The organism is Flavobacterium sp. SH_e, from assembly GCF_025717045.1.
Taxonomy (GTDB): Bacteria; Bacteroidota; Bacteroidia; order Flavobacteriales; family Flavobacteriaceae; genus Flavobacterium.
Genome location: NZ_JAOVZN010000001.1, coordinates 278037 through 295260, shown reverse-complemented (window position 1 = coordinate 295260; position 17224 = coordinate 278037). Strand labels below are relative to the sequence as shown.

General features: G+C 32.8%; 14 protein-coding genes. 12 read left to right on the top strand and 2 right to left on the bottom strand.

Going from position 1 to position 17224, the window contains the following annotated elements; all coding sequences use genetic code 11:
- Positions 1–23: 23 nt before the first annotated feature.
- The 6 genes from OD917_RS01295 to OD917_RS01270 all read left to right on the top strand — a co-directional run bounded on the left by OD917_RS01295 (position 24) and on the right by OD917_RS01270 (position 5746).
- Complete coding sequence (locus OD917_RS01295) at positions 24–428, top strand: VanZ family protein (protein ID WP_263521738.1); 405 nt, start codon at positions 24–26, stop codon at positions 426–428.
- Positions 412–1812, top strand: coding sequence for an exopolysaccharide biosynthesis polyprenyl glycosylphosphotransferase (locus OD917_RS01290; RefSeq protein WP_263521737.1), 1401 nt, complete (start codon positions 412–414; stop codon positions 1810–1812). Before OD917_RS01295 ends, OD917_RS01290 begins: the two co-directional genes overlap by 17 nt.
- A gap of 57 nt (positions 1813–1869) precedes the next feature.
- Positions 1870–2073, top strand: a complete 204-nt coding sequence (locus tag OD917_RS01285) for a hypothetical protein (RefSeq protein ID WP_263521736.1) — start codon at positions 1870–1872, stop codon at positions 2071–2073.
- Positions 2074–2729: 656 nt separating this feature from the next.
- Positions 2730–3182 (top strand): hypothetical protein, encoded by a 453-nt coding sequence (locus OD917_RS01280; protein ID WP_263521735.1) that lies wholly within the window; start codon positions 2730–2732, stop codon positions 3180–3182.
- Positions 3183–3309: 127 nt separating this feature from the next.
- Positions 3310–4530 (top strand): DUF763 domain-containing protein, encoded by a 1221-nt coding sequence (locus OD917_RS01275; RefSeq protein WP_263521734.1) that lies wholly within the window; start codon positions 3310–3312, stop codon positions 4528–4530.
- Positions 4531–4567: 37 nt separating this feature from the next.
- Positions 4568–5746, top strand: coding sequence for an MFS transporter (locus tag OD917_RS01270; protein WP_263521733.1), 1179 nt, complete (start codon positions 4568–4570; stop codon positions 5744–5746).
- Positions 5747–5755: 9 nt separating this feature from the next.
- Here the strand turns inward: OD917_RS01270 and OD917_RS01265 are convergent, their stop codons facing one another.
- Together OD917_RS01265 and OD917_RS01260 are read right to left on the bottom strand one after the other, a co-directional pair.
- A complete protein-coding gene (locus OD917_RS01265) occupies positions 5756–6217 on the bottom strand; it encodes a hypothetical protein (protein ID WP_263521732.1) in 462 nt (153 codons plus the stop codon).
- 12 nt (positions 6218–6229) lie between these two features.
- The gene (locus tag OD917_RS01260; protein WP_263521731.1) at positions 6230–6517 is read right to left on the bottom strand and encodes a hypothetical protein; all 288 of its coding nucleotides are present in this window, start codon (positions 6515–6517) and stop codon (positions 6230–6232) included.
- A 350-nt stretch (positions 6518–6867) separates the two neighbouring features.
- On the opposite strand from OD917_RS01260, the gene OD917_RS01255 reads away from it, so the two are divergent.
- The 6 genes from OD917_RS01255 (at position 6868) to OD917_RS01230 (ending at position 16934) form a co-directional block, all read left to right on the top strand.
- Positions 6868–7437 (top strand): RNA polymerase sigma factor, encoded by a 570-nt coding sequence (locus OD917_RS01255; RefSeq protein WP_263521730.1) that lies wholly within the window; start codon positions 6868–6870, stop codon positions 7435–7437.
- Between the two features lie 197 nt (positions 7438–7634).
- Positions 7635–8783 (top strand): FecR family protein, encoded by a 1149-nt coding sequence (locus OD917_RS01250; RefSeq protein ID WP_263521729.1) that lies wholly within the window; start codon positions 7635–7637, stop codon positions 8781–8783.
- 136 nt (positions 8784–8919) lie between these two features.
- Entirely contained in the window at positions 8920–12546 is a 3627-nt protein-coding gene (locus OD917_RS01245; protein WP_263521728.1) for a SusC/RagA family TonB-linked outer membrane protein, read from the top strand.
- A 4-nt stretch (positions 12547–12550) separates the two neighbouring features.
- Complete coding sequence (locus OD917_RS01240; RefSeq protein WP_263521727.1) at positions 12551–13975, top strand: RagB/SusD family nutrient uptake outer membrane protein; 1425 nt, start codon at positions 12551–12553, stop codon at positions 13973–13975.
- Between the two features lie 5 nt (positions 13976–13980).
- Positions 13981–16416 carry a zinc-dependent metalloprotease gene (locus tag OD917_RS01235; RefSeq protein ID WP_263521726.1) on the top strand — a complete coding sequence of 812 codons (2436 nt, stop codon included), beginning with the start codon at positions 13981–13983 and terminating at the stop codon, positions 16414–16416.
- Positions 16413–16934: a DUF3347 domain-containing protein gene (locus OD917_RS01230; protein WP_263521725.1), complete on the top strand. Its 522-nt coding sequence runs from the start codon at positions 16413–16415 to the stop codon at positions 16932–16934. Before OD917_RS01235 ends, OD917_RS01230 begins: the two co-directional genes overlap by 4 nt.
- The last annotated feature ends 290 nt before the right edge of the window (positions 16935–17224 follow it).

Genomic DNA, 17224 nt, shown 5'->3' with positions numbered 1-17224 from the left:
TATACTAAATCAAATAGTATAAAATGATTCATAAAATAGTTCTGGTTTTACTGCTTTTAGTTATTGGTGCCGTCTTTTATTTTTCGTGGCTGCCTGATCCTGGTTTTGCTAGTGAGCACTATTTGCCAAGATGGCTTTTAAATTGGAGCAATCATTATTACAATTTGCGTACTGCTGTTCCTTTTTTGGCTGTAGGTTTTTTGTTAGAAGCATATACAGAAAACAATGTGGATTATTTTAAAAATTTAAGTTTTATACAAAATATTGGTATTGCAGGAGTGATCGCATGTATAGCAGAAGGAGGCCAGTTTATAATAGAAAGAAGAAGCCCTGATTTTATGGATGTTTTTTATGGAATTGCAGGAAGTTTAATTGGAGCATTAGGTTATAATTTATTGAAAAAAATAAAAAATGCGAAACAGACATAAATTTACTTTCATAATGTGTTGTGCCTTTGCAGACATGATTGCGATGGTACTCGGCACAATGATATTTTTGAATTTTGCGATTGAAGAAAAAGTGGGCTGGAATGCTTTGTTTCTTAATAAAATGATTCCGATTACAATTTTAAGTTGGTTGTTTTCAGTTACTTATTTTCAATTGTATAGAGTAGACGTTCTTTTTAGTTTAGATGAATTTTTCCGAAACAGCTGGCGTGCTTTCTTTACGCAAAGAGTTTTATGGCATAGTTATATTTTCATTTTTCAGGATGATGTTTTGTATTTCTTTGGCACAAAGGCAAATTTAATTCAATTGAGTTTTCTGTTGTCTTATTTTTTGCTGTCAAGAATTTTGTTTACGCTGGTAATTGGAAAAATAAAAGGGTGGGTTTTTAAACAATATACTGTTGCAATCTGGGGATTTAATAAAACCAGTATTGAGTTGGCTTCTCATTTAGAAAGCAATTCTTTCTTTATCAATTTTGTTGGTATTCTTAACGAAAATTCTTCGGTTGAGTACACAAACAACAAAGATTTTACAGAAGCTTTATGCACAGCAATCCACAAAGCATCTAATGATGACATTAATGAATTATATATCGTTTCGAAACCTGATTTTATTTCAGATTTGAATGATTTTTTTGAGCTTGGAGACAAACATTGTATGCGTTTGAAATTTGTTCCAGATTTCTCTTCCATTTCAAAAAAACATTTCAACTCGACACATTTAAATAATTTTCATGTTATAAAGCCCCGTTTCGAACCTTTACAAAATGCATATAATCGATTGGCAAAAAGAATATTCGATCTTATTTTCAGCATTTTGGTGATTGTTTTCATCTTGTCATGGCTGTATCCATTATTGGCCATTATTATTAAAAAACAAAGCAAAGGACCGGTTCTGTTTAGACAAATGCGAACAGGTAAAAAGAATCAGCATTTCTGGTGTTATAAATTTAGAAGTATGTATATGAATTCTGGCGATGAAAGTAAGCAAGCTCAAAAAGGAGACAGCAGAATTACACCCATCGGAAAATTTATCCGCAGAACAAGTTTAGATGAAATGCCGCAATTTTTTAATGTTTTAATTGGAAATATGAGTGTTGTTGGGCCACGTCCACACATGATTAAGCACACATCAGATTACAATGACCACATTAATAATTTTATGGTACGCCATTTTGTAAAACCAGGAATTACAGGTTTAGCTCAAGTTTCGGGTCTTAGAGGAGAAACCAAAAGAGTATCCGATATGAAACGACGCGTTACAACAGACATCGAATATGTGCAGCGCTGGAGCCTAATCAAAGACATTAAAATTTGTTTTTTGACTGTTATTGTAACTCTAAAAGGAGATAAAAATGCTTTTTAAACTAATAAAATAAACTAAATATTAAACTTAAAATTAAACTAATAAACTAATAGAATCATGGACATTAATAATTACCTAATAGGCTTGCTTACAGGAGTTTCTGTGACAACCTTTTTTATCGGAAAAGAGTGGTATAAGTACTATACTAAATATACTATTCAACAAAAACAATTGGACAGAGTTCTAAAATTGAATGATAAAATTAAAAAGCTAAAAACTTTGAGTTCTAATGAAACTCCAAATGTTAATGTTGGCGTTTAGAATTTATTATTTTTAGTTAGATTTTTTCTTGATTGCTTATGGATTATATCCAATAAGCCTGCTGTTTACACGAAATAAACCAACCCTATTTGTTACTTTCATTTTTTACTTAAACACCTACAACAAGTAAAATAAACAGTAGTTAAAAAGTTTACGCGATTATAATTTAAATTCGGAAGTATTGGGCACGACTAAGTTATCGAGCTCAATACTTTTGGATTTATTTTAAATTATAGATTGTAGTAAAACATTCTTTTATACTCCTAAATTATTGATTTGCATTTTTTGACTGCAATTTGGCAGTCTTAAAACTATTGCAGACAATCTTTTCTATCATCCTTTATTATTGATTTGTATTATTTAATTCGTTTTAAACTTTAGTTACAAAATTTTCAATCACGGCGGTTTGTGATTAATCATCAATTTAATTTTTTGAAAAGTTCGTTTACATATAGGCGTTTGTTTACTGATCTGGTCATTTTGCTCCAAAACGGAGTAAAGTTCAAGTTCAGTTATAAATATATCTTTTGGTTCCTTATTCGAAGGAATAGAGGGATTATTTATTTCTATGGAGTTTCGGTGTGAGATCATGCTGAAGCTCAAACAATGTGTGTTATAATCGATTGTAGGAAAAAATAAATGCTAATTTTTAAGTGATGGTTAAAAAAGAAAGAGTTTTAGTTCGCGATAATAAAGGGGTTTTTCTAAAGATGTTTAAAAGAAAATTTAAAGATGAATTTGAATTTTCTGAAGATTCCTTTTTGTTGAAAAATGAAAATAAAGCAACGAACTTTGATCATTCTGTATTTGTAGTATATGAATATTCAGAGTTGTTGGACTTTTTCGAACTAGGAGGGTTACATTCAAATTTTATAGTTTGTTTATTCAGTAAACATCTGTATAATGGTTTATCTATGATAGAAGAAATCAAGGACTTACTATTAATTGATGCTTCAAAAAATAAAACAGAAATTTTTGAAGACTTGAAAATGTATTTAAGAAAACCTGCGACTTTACTTCCAAAACTATCTAAAAAGAAATTCGGTAAAAATAAAATGCATGAAAAAGAACTCGAAGTGCTTCAGAGAGCTCTGTTTTTTATGATGTAATAATATAAGTAGTTCATTTTTGCGAAAAGCCTTAAGCACCTGTTGTTTGAGGCTTTTTTTATTTGCTAAGCAGAAACAAATGCTTTATAGTATTTTGCGTATTTTTGCAAAATACAAATCTTAGAAAATGAAACGTTCAGGCACAGCAGATCTCCCACTACATTATGGACATGTTCCATTATGGCTTGCCGAACGAATGTCTAAACTTGGCTTTGCAATTGTAGAAACCATTGCAATGGAATTTTCTACTGCTGAAGTTATCAGTAAATTAAGCAATCCTTTTTGGTTTCAGAGTTTTGGTGCAGTTATGGGAATGGACTGGCATTCATCTGGAATCACAACTTCTGTGCTAGGCGCATTAAAAAAAGCTGTAAATCCGCATTCAAAAGAACTCGGAATTTATATTTGCGGAGGAAAAGGAAAACACTCTATGCTAACACCACAAGAACTTTTATTTGTGGGAGAAAAAACGGGTCTTGACGGAATTAATCTTGCCAGCTGCAGCCGACTAACAGCAAAAGTCGATAATACAGCCATTCAGGACGGATTCCAGTTGTATCAGCATAATTTTATTGTTGATAATAAAGGACAATGGGCAGTAATTCAGCAGGGAATGAATCCGAATTCTCAAACAGCAAGAAGATATCACTGGCATTCACAAGATTTGAAGTCTTTTATAAATGAGCCACATACTTTTATTTATGGAGAAAATCAAGGGAATATCTTGAATCTTACCGCCGACGCCGCAACAAAATCTAGAGAAGGAATTTTAGAGTTGGTAAAAGAATCTCCAAGGAAAATTATAAAAGAAATGCAGCATCTTTCTATGCCAGCGCATCATGATGTGAGAATGGAAGATGTGAACATGAAAAGGCTTGGAGCAATGCTTTGGACAACTCATGAAAATAAACCGGAAGATTTTGAAGAACTTTTACTTTTAAAAGGAATGGGACCAAGAGCTTTGCAATCATTAGCTTTGGTTAGCGAAATAATTTATGGAACTCCAACCAGATTTGAAGATCCTGCACGTTTTTCATTTGCCCATGGAGGAAAAGACGGACATCCGTTTCCTGTTCCCGTTAAAATTTATGATGAAACAATCGATACTTTGCAAAGAGCAATTAATCGTGCCAAAATTGGCAACAGCGATAAAATAAATGCAATCCATAAATTATCTGAAATTTCGCGGAAAGCAGAAGAAAGTTTTACACCCAATTCCAATTTTGATGCTTTAATTCAAAGAGAAAGAGCAGAATCATACAAATATGGAGGAAAGACCGTTTTTGGAGATGCAAAGCCACCAAAAAAGAAACCAAACAACCCAAATAATCAATTGGAATTATTCTAAAAATTACAAATTATAATTCTCTATTTTTTTGCCCATAATGTCACAAAACGAAAAATCAATTTATACCTTACAATTCATTTTACTTTGTTTGAGTTCCCTATTATTTTCATCAAGCTTTAATATGATGATACCAGAACTTCCTAATTATTTAAGCAGTTTAGGAGGTGCAGAATACAAAGGACTTATTATTTCCTTATTCACATTAACAGCAGCAATTTCTCGCCCTTTTAGCGGTAAGCTAACAGATAAATGGGGACGTGTTCCTGTTATGGCAATTGGATCTTCGGTATGTGTGGTATGCGGATTTCTTTACCCAATTTTAAGTTCAGTTTCTGGATTTTTATTTCTGCGTTTGGTTCATGGTTTTTCAACTGGATTTAAACCAACATCAACATCGGCTTATGTAGCAGATATTATTCCGCAGAAAAGATGGGGAGAAGCACTCGGAATGCACGGATTATGTTTCAGTATTGGAGGAGCACTTGGTCCAGCAGTAGGAAGTATGATTGTAAATGCTTACGGAATGAATGTTATGTTTTACAGTTCGTCGTTTCTGGCTTTTTTATCTATTATTATAGTAATGAATATGAAAGAGACTTTGAAAGTAAAAGAGAAATTAAATAAATCAATGTTCATTATTGGGAGAAAAGATATTGTGGATAAAAATGTATTTCCAGCCGGAATTATAACTTTTTTATCTTATACCGCTTTCGGATTAATCTTAACTTTAATTCCAGATTGGAGCGAGCATCTGGGAGCGACAAATAAAGGTATATTTTTTACGGCCTTTACGGTAGCTTCGGTTATGGTTCGTTTTGGAGCAGGAAAAGTTTCCGACAGACAGGGACGACCAAAAGTGATCTTTGCTGGATTAATTATAACTTCGATTGCTCTTTTTGTAATAAGCGCAGGAAGAGACATTGAGATGTTATTGATTGGAGCTGGAATTTACGGAGTCGGTACCGGTATTTTGTCGCCAGCAATTAGCGCATGGACTATTGATATGAGTAATCCTGAACATAGAGGAAAAGCAGTTGCCACGATGTATATTTCGATGGAACTCGGAATCGGTTCTGGAGCTCTTTTAGGAGGAACTTATTATAATGATCAAATCAATCGCATACCGCAAATCATTAGATTTGATATCTTGGTGCTAATTCTTGGGATTGTATATCTTACATATTGGGCAAAAAATAAAAAGAGAATTAAAGCATAATTCTAATGTTTATTCTTTTTGAATGTTTAACTGCACTTTAAAATTGCCGTAATACGGATTGTCGGCCATTAAAGAATGTCCAATTACCAAAATATGATTTCCTTTTTGTTTGAGTGGAATTTGAATGTCCATTCCAAAAGGGCCATCTGAGGTTTTATCAGGAAAAATAATTTGATTAAAACGAATATTTCCTTTTCCTGCATCTGGAATAATCTGAGCTTTTAATTCGCCCAAATCTTCATTTTTAAATTGAACATATACTTTTGAATTGAGAGAATCTAAATGGCCTTCTGCTAAAAACGCATTTTCTTCCTTAAAATTCATAATGATAGTGTCGCCAATTTGCTTATTCTCCTGCTTTTTTTCTTTTTGAACAACAGGCACTGGAGATTCAGCAGAAGCTTCTTTGTTTTCCTTCTGCTGACATGAAAAAAAGAAAATTGAAATTAGAAGTAAAGACAAATTTTTCATAACACTATTTTTTTAGCTTAACATTTCAAAACTTCCAGGCTCTTCTTCATTCTCACCGTATTCGCCTGCAGGTTTTTCATTTAGATCTTCTTCTTCCCAGTCATTTTCATCATACTCTGAATGAAAATCATATTCAAGATTATCTTCTAATTCTCCAAGTTCTAAATTGTAATGGTTAGAAGCCGTTAGCCTATTGGTATAATCGCCGTCTAGATAATCATCATAATTTAATAATAGCTGTTCCTCATAAGAATTCATTTCAAATCCAAACTCTTCTGACATGTAATTTTCTGATCTCATATAAATAACTTTTTAATGGATGAATAATCATATCTAATTTTCTAATTAGATTATTCTAAAATTACAGCCTTGGGGCGCTAGCTGTCTTATATAATTTTCTTGTAGTATTGTCAAATTTTCATTTAAGCTTAAATTTAATCATAAAAAAGCAAAAGGTAAAAAAACGAAACATGGAACTTCTTTTTTAAAACTATAATGCTGCAATTCAATATTATTAAGATTAATCATATTGAAATTTATGCAAAAAAGTTTACGAAATCCTTTGCGCTTTTTAAAACTTAATAATGTTTTGGCTTTTAACATAAAAAATGTTTAATATTGCGTTTTTGATCCTCACTTTTTAATAATTAATGTCTGTTTATAGTAAATATGCTGATCATATTCTATTAAATCTTCTTCGAGAAGATGATCAATTGGCCTATACAGAAATCTTCGAAAGGTATTCCCGAATTCTCGTTAATCATGCTTATAAAATGCTTGGAAGTCATGATGAAGCAAACGACGTTGTTCAAGAAGTTTTTTTATACATCTGGAACAAGCGCTACGAATTGACGGTAACAGGATCTCTTTCTTCTTATTTATACAAAGCTGTAAAAAACAGAATTCTTAATCATATCGCCCACGAAAAAGTGGTTTCGCGTTATGCAGATTCTATTTCAAATTTTATTGAAAACGAATATGTCTTCGCAGATTCTAAACTTCGAGAAAAAGAATTAGAAGCCATTATTGCAAAAGAAATTGCTTTACTTCCTGAAAAAATGCGAGAAGTATTTCTGCTAAGAAAAGTAGAAGAACTTTCGTATGACGAAATTTCAAATCAATTGAATATAACAGATAAAACGGCGAAACAGCAGGTTTATAATTCGGTAAAAATTCTGCGCGAAAAACTAAAAACAGCGCTGAATGTTTTTATCTGGTAAAATTATTGCAAATTTTTTAATAATTTTTTTTGATTCAATCTGATTGTAACTTATTCATTAATAGAGAGAAAGGTTTTGTGTCTTTTAATCTGTTAACTAAAAAATAATATTTTTTTAATTTTTTTTTGTCATTGCCTATGACAAAACCCATTTCTAACTGTCTTATTTAAAACGGGACAAAATTTCGTGTTGTAATTATGAATGAATCAGAAATCTTAGCATTGCTGCAAAAATACCAAGAAGGAACTTTATCTAATGAAGATAAGGACAAACTTGAGGCATGGTATTTACATAAAGCTTCAAATAGTAACAGACAGCTTAGCGAGTATGAACTGGAAGATAGTTACGAGCATTTGAGATCGAGGTTGCCATTGGCACAAAAAACAAAAGTAGTTAGCCTTTGGCCGCGCGTTGCTGTCGCAGCATCAGTTGCTTTATTATTAGGCAGCGGAATATTCTATTTTACAAAATCGGAAGTAAAAGAAGAAAAAAACATGCAAGTTGTTGAAAAACCAAAAGAAATTGCTCCTGGAGGAAATAGAGGAATTTTAACGCTTTCTAATGGAAAACAAATTATTTTATCTGATGTATCTGCAAAAGATATTATTGCAAAAGAAGGCGAAGATGATGAAGTTACCATAAAAATGGATGCCAATGGAGTAATTACTTATGTGATAAATCCAAACGCCGATTCTTCAAAAGAAAATGCAAATTCATTTAACACACTTTCTACTCCAACAGGCGGACAATATAATATTGTTTTGGCAGATGGAACTAAAGTATTCTTAAATGCAGTTTCTTCTATCAAGTATCCTACACAATTTAATGGAGATGAAAGAACCGTAGAATTAGAAGGAGAAGCTTATTTTGAAGTTGCTAAAGATAAAAGCAAACCTTTCATCGTAAAATCAGATAATCAGAAGATACAAGTTTTAGGAACGCATTTTAATGTTCATGCTTATAACAATGAAGCGGTTATAAAAACAACTTTGTTGGAAGGAAGTGTTGCGGTTGCTTTTAGAAATCAGACTGCAATTTTAAAACCAGGTCAGCAATCTAATATAACAGAGAACTCCACTAAAATTACAGTTAAAGAAGTCGATACCGAAGCAGCGATTGCTTGGACAAATGGCCGATTTAAATTTGATAATGCCGACTTGAAATCAGTAATGAAACAATTAGAACGCTGGTACGGAATTAAAGTCGAATACCGCGGGGATGTTTCAGATGTGAGATTTAACGGAGGAACATTTAGAAATAAAAATTTGTCTGAAGTATTAAAAGTACTTGAGCTAAGTAATATAAAATTTAAGGTTGAAGGAAAAACGATTATTGTTTATCCGTAAGATCTTTTGTTTAACCGATTATATTGAGTCTATAAACTAAAAAACCAGAGGCAGTTGCGATGCTTCTGGTTGTTATAAAAGTTTATAGCCAATATAAGTTGTCCACTATTGTTTAACTATAACCAAATGTAAATGTATGAAATTTAATTTACAACCAAAAAAACCTTACAAAAAAACTAAAAAAAAGATTCCTAAATTTAATTTTCTGACTCTATTAAGTGCCTTGTTTATGTTGTTTTGCAGTTATACAGGCCAAGCTCAGAATATTACCATCAATTTTAAAGAGGCGCCTCTTGAAAAAGTTCTAAAAGAAGTGGCAAAACAAGCCAATTATGAAGTTTTTTATACTCAGAAATTGCTTAAGGATTCAAGACCTGTAACTATTAATGTTAAGAATACTAGTCTGAATGAAACTTTAAATCAAATTTTTAGAAATCAAAGTGTAAAATATAATCTTGCCAATCAAACCATTGTGGTAACTGCTTCAAAAGAGGAGGAGCGGGGAAACGGATTAATCGATATACGAGGAAAAGTAGTAAATAATAGAAATGAACCTTTTCCAGGTGTAACGGTAACTATTTGGGGAACAAATAGAACCAGTGTAACAGATTTTGACGGAAGTTTTGCTTTTGATAAAGTTTCTCCAACTGCAGTACTAGATTGTTCGGGATTAACTATTGAGAAAAAAACTTTTACAATTAATGGACGAAGCGAAATGACGCTTGTTGTTGATGACAAAGTTTCGACAATGAAAGAAGTTGTAGTTACTGGTTTCCAAACTATTGCAAGAAGTAATTTTACTGGAGCAATTTCTAAAGTTGACGAAAAAACATTAAACGAAAATATCAATTCAAATTTATCAAGTGCACTTGAAGGGCGCGTTGCGGGTTTGATGTTTCAAAAAAATGTAACTGGATCTGATTCAGATAAGCCTATATTAAGAGGTATGGGAACTTTTTCTTCTCAAGTTGGTTACACTCCGCTTTTGGTAATTGATGGTTTGCCAACAGAATTAAGTTTGGATGATATTAATCCGTATGATATTGAAAGTGTTGACGTTTTAAAAGATGCGGCGGCGGCTTCTATTTATGGTTCGAGAGCGGCGAACGGTATTATTGTTTTAACTACCAAAAAAGGAAATGGTAAATTAAAAGTTAGCATCAATTCGGATTTTTTTATTTCTACAAAGCCAAATTTGAGAGATATGAATTATGCATCTACAAGCGAATTAATCGATTTTGAGCAGACAGTTTACGATAGAGAAAGAGCCAGATTTGCAGACACATCTACAATGTTTAGCAGTTATGGAGATATTGGAAGCAGCAGTATGAAATATTACAGTCCGCTTTATCAATTGAACAGAAATTTAGAAGAAGGAAAAATTGATAATGCGACTTACGACAGCACTATTGCACAATGGAGAAAAAACGATTACATAAAGGATTATCGTGACAATGTTTGGCAAAACGAGTTAAGACAACGCTACAATATTGCATTTTCGGGTAGTACAAGTAAACAAAACACTTACGTTTCTCTTAATTATGACGAATCAAAAGATCGTATAAAATTCAATAACAGCCGAGCATTTAACCTTTATGCTAAAAGCAGTTTTCAAATAAATAATTGGCTAAACGCTACATTTGGAGTAAACGGAACTTATAGCAATGAAGATGTTACAGATGGTGATTTTGGAAATTATGATATCCAAAAAAGATACGAGCGTATAACTGACGATAACGGAAACCTTGTGATGTCGCCATTTGTAGGTATTAGTGATGGTTTTACTTCTGGTAGTGTTATTAATCCTGCCGTTGCTGAAAAATTAGCTGGATTAAGTGGTTTTAAATCAACAGAATTTAATGTTTTAGATGCGCTTCAAGAAGGTATTGAAAAACAAAATTCATTAAGCTTAAGAACTTTTGCCAATATAAAAGCTAAAATTTGGAAAGGCTTAAGTGCTAATTCTCAATTTCAATATGAATTAAGAAGAAACGATAACGAACAATATTACGCTGTTGACTCGTACAGAATGCGTATGGCTATTAATTCTTTAACTGGTTATAATCCAACTACAAATACTTACACCTATGTGGATGGTTTTTCAGCAGGAGGACGATACAAACAATCTAGCAGTCAGGCAAGTAATTATTCTTTTAGAAATCAATTAGATTTTAATCAGGAATTCGGCGACGGAAAACATTCTGTTAATGCATTAGCAGGTTTTGAAATGCGTGAAACTTTTGTTCCAAGAACTATCGAACAATTACGATATGGTTACGATCCTGTAACATTAAGTTCTTCAGTATTAAATAACCTTTTGCTTAGTCAAACTGGAGTTTCAAGTTATATTTATGGAAGCAATAGAACTTTGGCCGCTTTATCAAGAACGCAAACAGAAGTATTACACCGTTATTTTTCAATGTTTAGTACGGCGAGTTATACTTATTTATCTAAATATAACATTACAGGAAGTTACCGTGTAGACCGAGCAGATTTATTTGGAGTAGATCCAAAATACAAAAATCGTCCTTTATGGTCAGCTGGTTTGGGATGGAATGTAAGCAATGAAGATTTTATGAGAGAAGTAAAATGGGTGAGTATGCTGAAATTAAGATCTACTTATGGTATTAACGGAAATATAGATCAGAGCACAACTCCTTATATTACAGCGACTATCAAAAATGATAACTTATATCAATCTCTGCAATATACCAATATTACATCGCAGCCAAACCCAATGTTAAGATGGGAAAAGACTCAAAGTGCCAATTTTGGTATTGATTATAGTTTGTTCAGAACTAAGCTAAATGGTACTATTGACATCTACCGCAAATACAGCACTGATTTATTGGCAACAACAGATTTAGATCCTACAGTTGGTGCATTATCAAGAAGAATTAATGCAGGAGCTTTAATGAACAAAGGTGTTGAATTTACTTTAGGTTCAGAATGGTTTAATAATGGTAGTTTTAAAATAGCTTCAAATGCAGTTTTAGCCTTTAACAAAACAACCGTAAAAAAAGTAACAAGAGCACAATCAACAGCTTCTGTTTATGTTAGCTCGCCAATTGATTACTTTTTAGAAAACGAAGCATACAATAGTTTATACGCTTACAAATACGGCGGAACTGTTAATGGATATCCCTATATTTTGGATGAAGATGGAAATCCGTCAATCACTTTTGACGAAAATGGAAATCCAATTTCAACCAGTATAAAATCGGTTACAAGTCCAGATGCTTTAGTAAATATGGGAAGTTTGACACCAACTTATACAGGTTCGTTGTCTCAGCGATTTTCGTATAAACAATTCGATTTAAATTTCTTGTTTGTTTTCTCTGGAGGAAATGTAATGCGTAAAGAAGTTTTAGCAATGGATTCAGATGCTGTGAACCTTTCTGGTATTGCAGATCGTTACACAGATGCTAATCCAAATGGAAATACCCGTTTATATGTAGATTTAGATGAAAGTGTTCGAAATTATGCATCAACAATCAGCAGCCAATGGAGAAATTCAAGCGCAAATGTTGTTGATGGAGATTACATCAAATTGAGAAACATTTCATTGAGCTATAATTTACCTAAAGACTTTGCAAATAAAATAAAAATGAGTTCGGCTAAATTCACTTTCCAGATGAATAATATTTGGTATTGGAGTGCCGCTGGCAATCGTATAGATCCAGAAGTTTATAGCGCAAATTCTGGTACACGTAATCTACCATTGCCGAAAACATATTTATTTGGCTTTAATCTTACTCTTTAAAAAAATGAAACATTTATATATTACACTACTATCAGTTATGATTCTCGCTGTAACATCTTGTGAAGATTATACAGATGTTACGCCAAAAGGAGCTTTAGTTATTGAAACGCCAGAACAATTCCTAGAATTAGTTTCACTGCCAGGAAGAGGTTATCCAATCAGCAACTTTCAATATTTATCAGACGATCAATGGATGAAAGAGTCAAATGTAATTGGAAAAACGCCAAACATCGATATCATTAATTTTACTTTTGACGAAAGCGTAGACCGAGTTTCTTTAATGACAGGTTCAAGTTTTTACAACCAAGCCTATACTTATATCAACAGATGGAATACTATTATTTCGTTAGTTGATGATAGTAAAGGAGACGAAAGCACAAAACGATTAGCAAAAGCTGAAGCTCAAATTTATAGAGCATACGATCACTTTTTATTAGTCAATCATTATGCGAAAGCTTACGATCCAGCTACTGCAGCTACTGATGGAGGAATTTGCATCATGGATAAATTCGATTTAGAAGCACAGCCGGCAAAATCGACTGTAGCACAGGTTTATGAATTTATTCAAAAAGATATTGAAGAAGCATTACCATATCTTCAGGAAAAACCAACAGATGTTTACCATCCGTCGTTAGCATTTGCTTATGCATTCAAAGCTAAAGTTCATTTGTTTAAACGTGAAATTGCAAGCGCTCAAGCAGCGGCTGAAAAGTCTTTAAGCTATAACAACCAAATATTTGACATGGTTGCTTATAATGCGCAAGGCGGACCAAGTACTGTTTTTGTGCCTGCTGCAGATAATGTAGAAGTTCTAAGTTATATGTATATGAATGGTTATAACGAAATGAACTTTGGACAGCTTTACATTATTAGTCCAGAATTGAGAACTCTTTTTGGTATTAATGATGCTCGTTTTAACTTGTTTTTTAATACTACAAGTACAACCAATTTAGATCAAGGTTCAAACACTGCATACTGGGGAACTCAGTATACGAAGTTTTTTTATCCAACAGTGGGTATGAAAACGACAGAAGTATATTTAATGCTTGCAGAATGTTACGCAAGAGATAATAAGCTTAGTGAAGCAGTAGATGTTTTAAACACATTAAGAGCAAAACGTATTTTATCTGGAACTGTGAATTTAGATGTTCCAGCTACCAGAAAAGAGACAATGGAATTGGTTGTGAATGAAAGAAGAAAAGAATTGCTTTTTGGTTTTAACCGATTTTTTGATCTAAAACGATTAAATACGGAGTCAGAATATGCAAAAACAATTACGAGAGTATTTCCAATTGTTAATAAAACAGTTGAGCAGAAAACGTATACTTTACAGCCTAATTCAAGATTATACATTATACCGTTTCCGTTGTCTGCCTTGACAAAAAATCCAAAACTTACATTAAATACAGACGAACAAGTTCCGTTTTAATTCCAATGAAAAAATTAATTATATTCCTAATCATGCTGTCTTCTTGGCAGCATGGTTTTGCCCAAACTCCAGAAAAAAAAGCCGACAGTACAAGTACTCAGCCGAAAGGTATGCAGGCGTATAGTAAAATTATTACGGATAAAGCTAAAAACAAATCAGGACTTTTTACTGTTAGCCAAGTCGATGCTAAATATTACTTCCAAATTCCAGATAGTTTGTTTAACAGATATATGCTGGTTGTAACGCGATATTTGTCTACTCCAGAAGGAATGGGGATTTTTGGCGGTGAAAAAGCTAACGAGCAGACTGTTTATTTTGAAAAAGGAACAAATAACACTGTTTTTTTAAGATCATTACAATACAGACAAGATGTTCGTTCTGCGGATTCTATGCTAGCAAAAGCATTGGCAGGAAGTAACGAAAATCCGATTGTAGCGGCTTTTCCAATAAAAACAACAAATCCTGATAACGGAAATATTGTTATTGATGTAACCGATGCTTTCAAAAAAGATAACGCGATGTTTTCTATTGGAAGTTCTGAAAAAACAGAAAAAAAATTAACTTCTCTCGCAGATGATAAATCTTTTGTTGATACTATAGATACTTATCCGATTAATATTGAAGTTAAAACCACAAAAACCTATACAAGTTCAACTGCAAGTAGCGGGAGCATTACATTGAGATTAAATACCTCGATAGTATTGCTCCCGAAAACGCCAATGCGCAAACGTTTCTTTGATGAAAGAGTAGGATATTTTGCTAATAAATATGTTTTGTTTGACGATGATGAACAGCGCGCTCAAAAGAAATTCATTGTACAGCGTTACCGTTTAGAACCAAAAGACAAAGACATTAAAAAATATTTGCGAGGCGAATTGGTCGAACCAAAAAAACAAATTGTTTATTACATCGATCCTGCAACACCAAAAAAATGGAGACCTTATTTGATTGCAGGTATAAACGACTGGCAAAAAGCTTTTGAAGCTGCGGGATTTAAAAATGCAATTATCGGTAAAGAATGGCCAGAAGATGATAAAACAATGAGTTTGGAAGATGCGCGATATTCTGTAGTAAGATATTTAGCTTCTGAAACACCAAATGCTTACGGTCCAAGAATTAGTGATCCAAGAAGCGGTGAAATTATGGAAAGCCATGTTGGCTGGTATCATAATGTAATGAAATTGGTACAGAGATGGTACATGATTCAGGCAGGACCTTTAGACGCTAGAGCAAGAAAAATGCACTTAGACGATGAATTAATGGGACAATTAATTCGTTTTGTTTCTTCGCACGAAATCGGACATACAATTGGTCTTCGTCATAATATGGGAGCGAGCAGTGCTACTCCAGTAGAAAAACTTCGTGATAAAAAATGGGTAGAAGCAAACGGACATACCGTTTCTATTATGGATTATGCCCGTTTTAATTATGTAGCTCAGCCAGAAGATAATATTAGTCCAGTAGGTCTTTATCCACGTATTGGAAGCTATGATAAATGGGCTGTTCAATGGGGATACAAATATTATCCAAATACTAAAGATGAGTTTGAAGAAGAGAGTTTATTAGCAAAACTAACTACAGACAGTTTAACTGCTAATCCGAAATTATGGTTTGGCGGAGAAGGTAAAGATGAAGATCCGCGTAGTCAAGCAGAAGATCTTGGAGACGATGCGGTGCTTGCCAGTGATTACGGAATCAAAAATCTAAAACGTGTAGTTCCTCATCTTATCGAATGGACTTATCAGCCAAATGATCCGTACGATAATTTGGCAGACATGCACAAAGCAGTAGTGAGACAATATGGCTTGTATTTGTATCACGTGTTAAAATATATTGGAAATAATTATGTTACAAAACGAACTGTTGATGAAAAAGGAGCAGTTTATAAACCAGTTCCTAAAGCAAAAGTAAAAGCGGCGATAGATTATTTAGGAAGACAATTGTTTGTTTCGCCACTTTGGATGTATCCGCAGGAAATAGATGATCTTATTGCCTTAAAAAGAGAAGATCAAATTTCGGATCAACAGAATCAGGTGTTGACTATGTTGTTGAGTTCTGGTATGCTTTATAATATTAGTATGAAGTCAATGCAATCTAAAGAAGCATATACGGTTCCTGAATTCTTAAATGATATGCAGCAAATAGTTTGGGTGAAATTTAGCGGAGACGAAAAGCAAGATTATTATAGAAGAAGCTTTCAGCGTGGCTATATTGAAAAACTAGGAATGCTTTTATTGCCAAAAGAAGTAGAACCTGGAAAAGCATCAAACACGGCACAAAGAAGTGATGTAAGATTGTACGGAAAACAGCATCTCTTAAAATTAAAAACAGATGTTGCAAAACTGATGAATGCTTCAACGGGAATAAATAAAGATCATTACGAAAGCATTTTAATAGAAATAGATAAAATCATTACAAAATTAGATAAACCTACATCATGAAAAATTTATTAGTTATAGCATTCCTTTTTCTTAGCAGTTTGGTTCAAGCTCAATTAACTTCAAAAGAAGAAGTAGTTCCTGAATTAGTTGCAAAACGTGAAGCAGAGAAAAAAGAAATCACAAAGAATTATTTAGCTTTAAAAAATAGCTTTTTAACTTCAGACAGTCTTGCAGTGGTTAAAAATGCAGAAGCTTTGAAAAGTTCGTTAAAGAATTTCAAGTTTAAAAAATTAAACTTGGAAAATATGAATAAGGCTACCACTTCGCGAAGAGAAATCATTGATTTGGCAACAGCATTAACAGCAACAAAAAACATTAACAAACAACGTAAGATTTTTGAATCTCTTTCAATGAAATATTGGGATCAGGCTGCAAAATTCAAACCTGCAGATGAAACATTATATTTACAAGTTTGCCCAATGACAGGTGCAGTTTGGACAAGTGATAGTAAAGAAATTAAAAATCCATACTATCCAAAAAATATGCTGACTTGCGGTGAAGTGAAAGCAAGTCTATAATTTTTTTTAATTTGAATTAGTTTGATAAGTGCGGTCTTCTTATGAAGCCGTATTTGTCGTTTATGAGAAGCTAAGTATTGCCTGAAGAAAACGGGTAGTTTTTAGTAAAATTATAAAATCGAGGAATTATTCATATCAAAATTTGGAGAGTATTATGAGATTTTTAAACTACTTTAGTAGAATCAGAAAATTTTTGTATTATAGATTTAGTGATATAGTTTCGAAGCTAAATCCAATAGATTTTTATGTTGCTGGGTTTAAATTTTTCATGGTACAATGTTTATGATTTC

What these genes read in the sequence shown, in the direction of transcription:
- OD917_RS01265 (WP_263521732.1), bottom strand. Translation starts at nt 6,217, where the DNA reads ATGAAAAATTTGTCTTTACTTCTAATTTCAATTTTCTTTTTTTCATGT.
- OD917_RS01230 (WP_263521725.1), top strand. Translation starts at nt 16,413, where the DNA reads ATGAAAAATTTATTAGTTATAGCATTCCTTTTTCTTAGCAGTTTGGTT.
- OD917_RS01290 (WP_263521737.1), top strand. Translation starts at nt 412, where the DNA reads ATGCGAAACAGACATAAATTTACTTTCATAATGTGTTGTGCCTTTGCA.
- OD917_RS01280 (WP_263521735.1), top strand. Translation starts at nt 2,730, where the DNA reads ATGGTTAAAAAAGAAAGAGTTTTAGTTCGCGATAATAAAGGGGTTTTT.
- OD917_RS01270 (WP_263521733.1), top strand. Translation starts at nt 4,568, where the DNA reads ATGTCACAAAACGAAAAATCAATTTATACCTTACAATTCATTTTACTT.
- OD917_RS01255 (WP_263521730.1), top strand. Translation starts at nt 6,868, where the DNA reads ATGTCTGTTTATAGTAAATATGCTGATCATATTCTATTAAATCTTCTT.
- OD917_RS01245 (WP_263521728.1), top strand. Translation starts at nt 8,920, where the DNA reads ATGAAATTTAATTTACAACCAAAAAAACCTTACAAAAAAACTAAAAAA.
- OD917_RS01240 (WP_263521727.1), top strand. Translation starts at nt 12,551, where the DNA reads ATGAAACATTTATATATTACACTACTATCAGTTATGATTCTCGCTGTA.
- OD917_RS01275 (WP_263521734.1), top strand. Translation starts at nt 3,310, where the DNA reads ATGAAACGTTCAGGCACAGCAGATCTCCCACTACATTATGGACATGTT.
- OD917_RS01260 (WP_263521731.1), bottom strand. Translation starts at nt 6,517, where the DNA reads ATGAGATCAGAAAATTACATGTCAGAAGAGTTTGGATTTGAAATGAAT.
- OD917_RS01250 (WP_263521729.1), top strand. Translation starts at nt 7,635, where the DNA reads ATGAATGAATCAGAAATCTTAGCATTGCTGCAAAAATACCAAGAAGGA.
- OD917_RS01285 (WP_263521736.1), top strand. Translation starts at nt 1,870, where the DNA reads ATGGACATTAATAATTACCTAATAGGCTTGCTTACAGGAGTTTCTGTG.
- OD917_RS01235 (WP_263521726.1), top strand. Translation starts at nt 13,981, where the DNA reads ATGAAAAAATTAATTATATTCCTAATCATGCTGTCTTCTTGGCAGCAT.
- OD917_RS01295 (WP_263521738.1), top strand. Translation starts at nt 24, where the DNA reads ATGATTCATAAAATAGTTCTGGTTTTACTGCTTTTAGTTATTGGTGCC.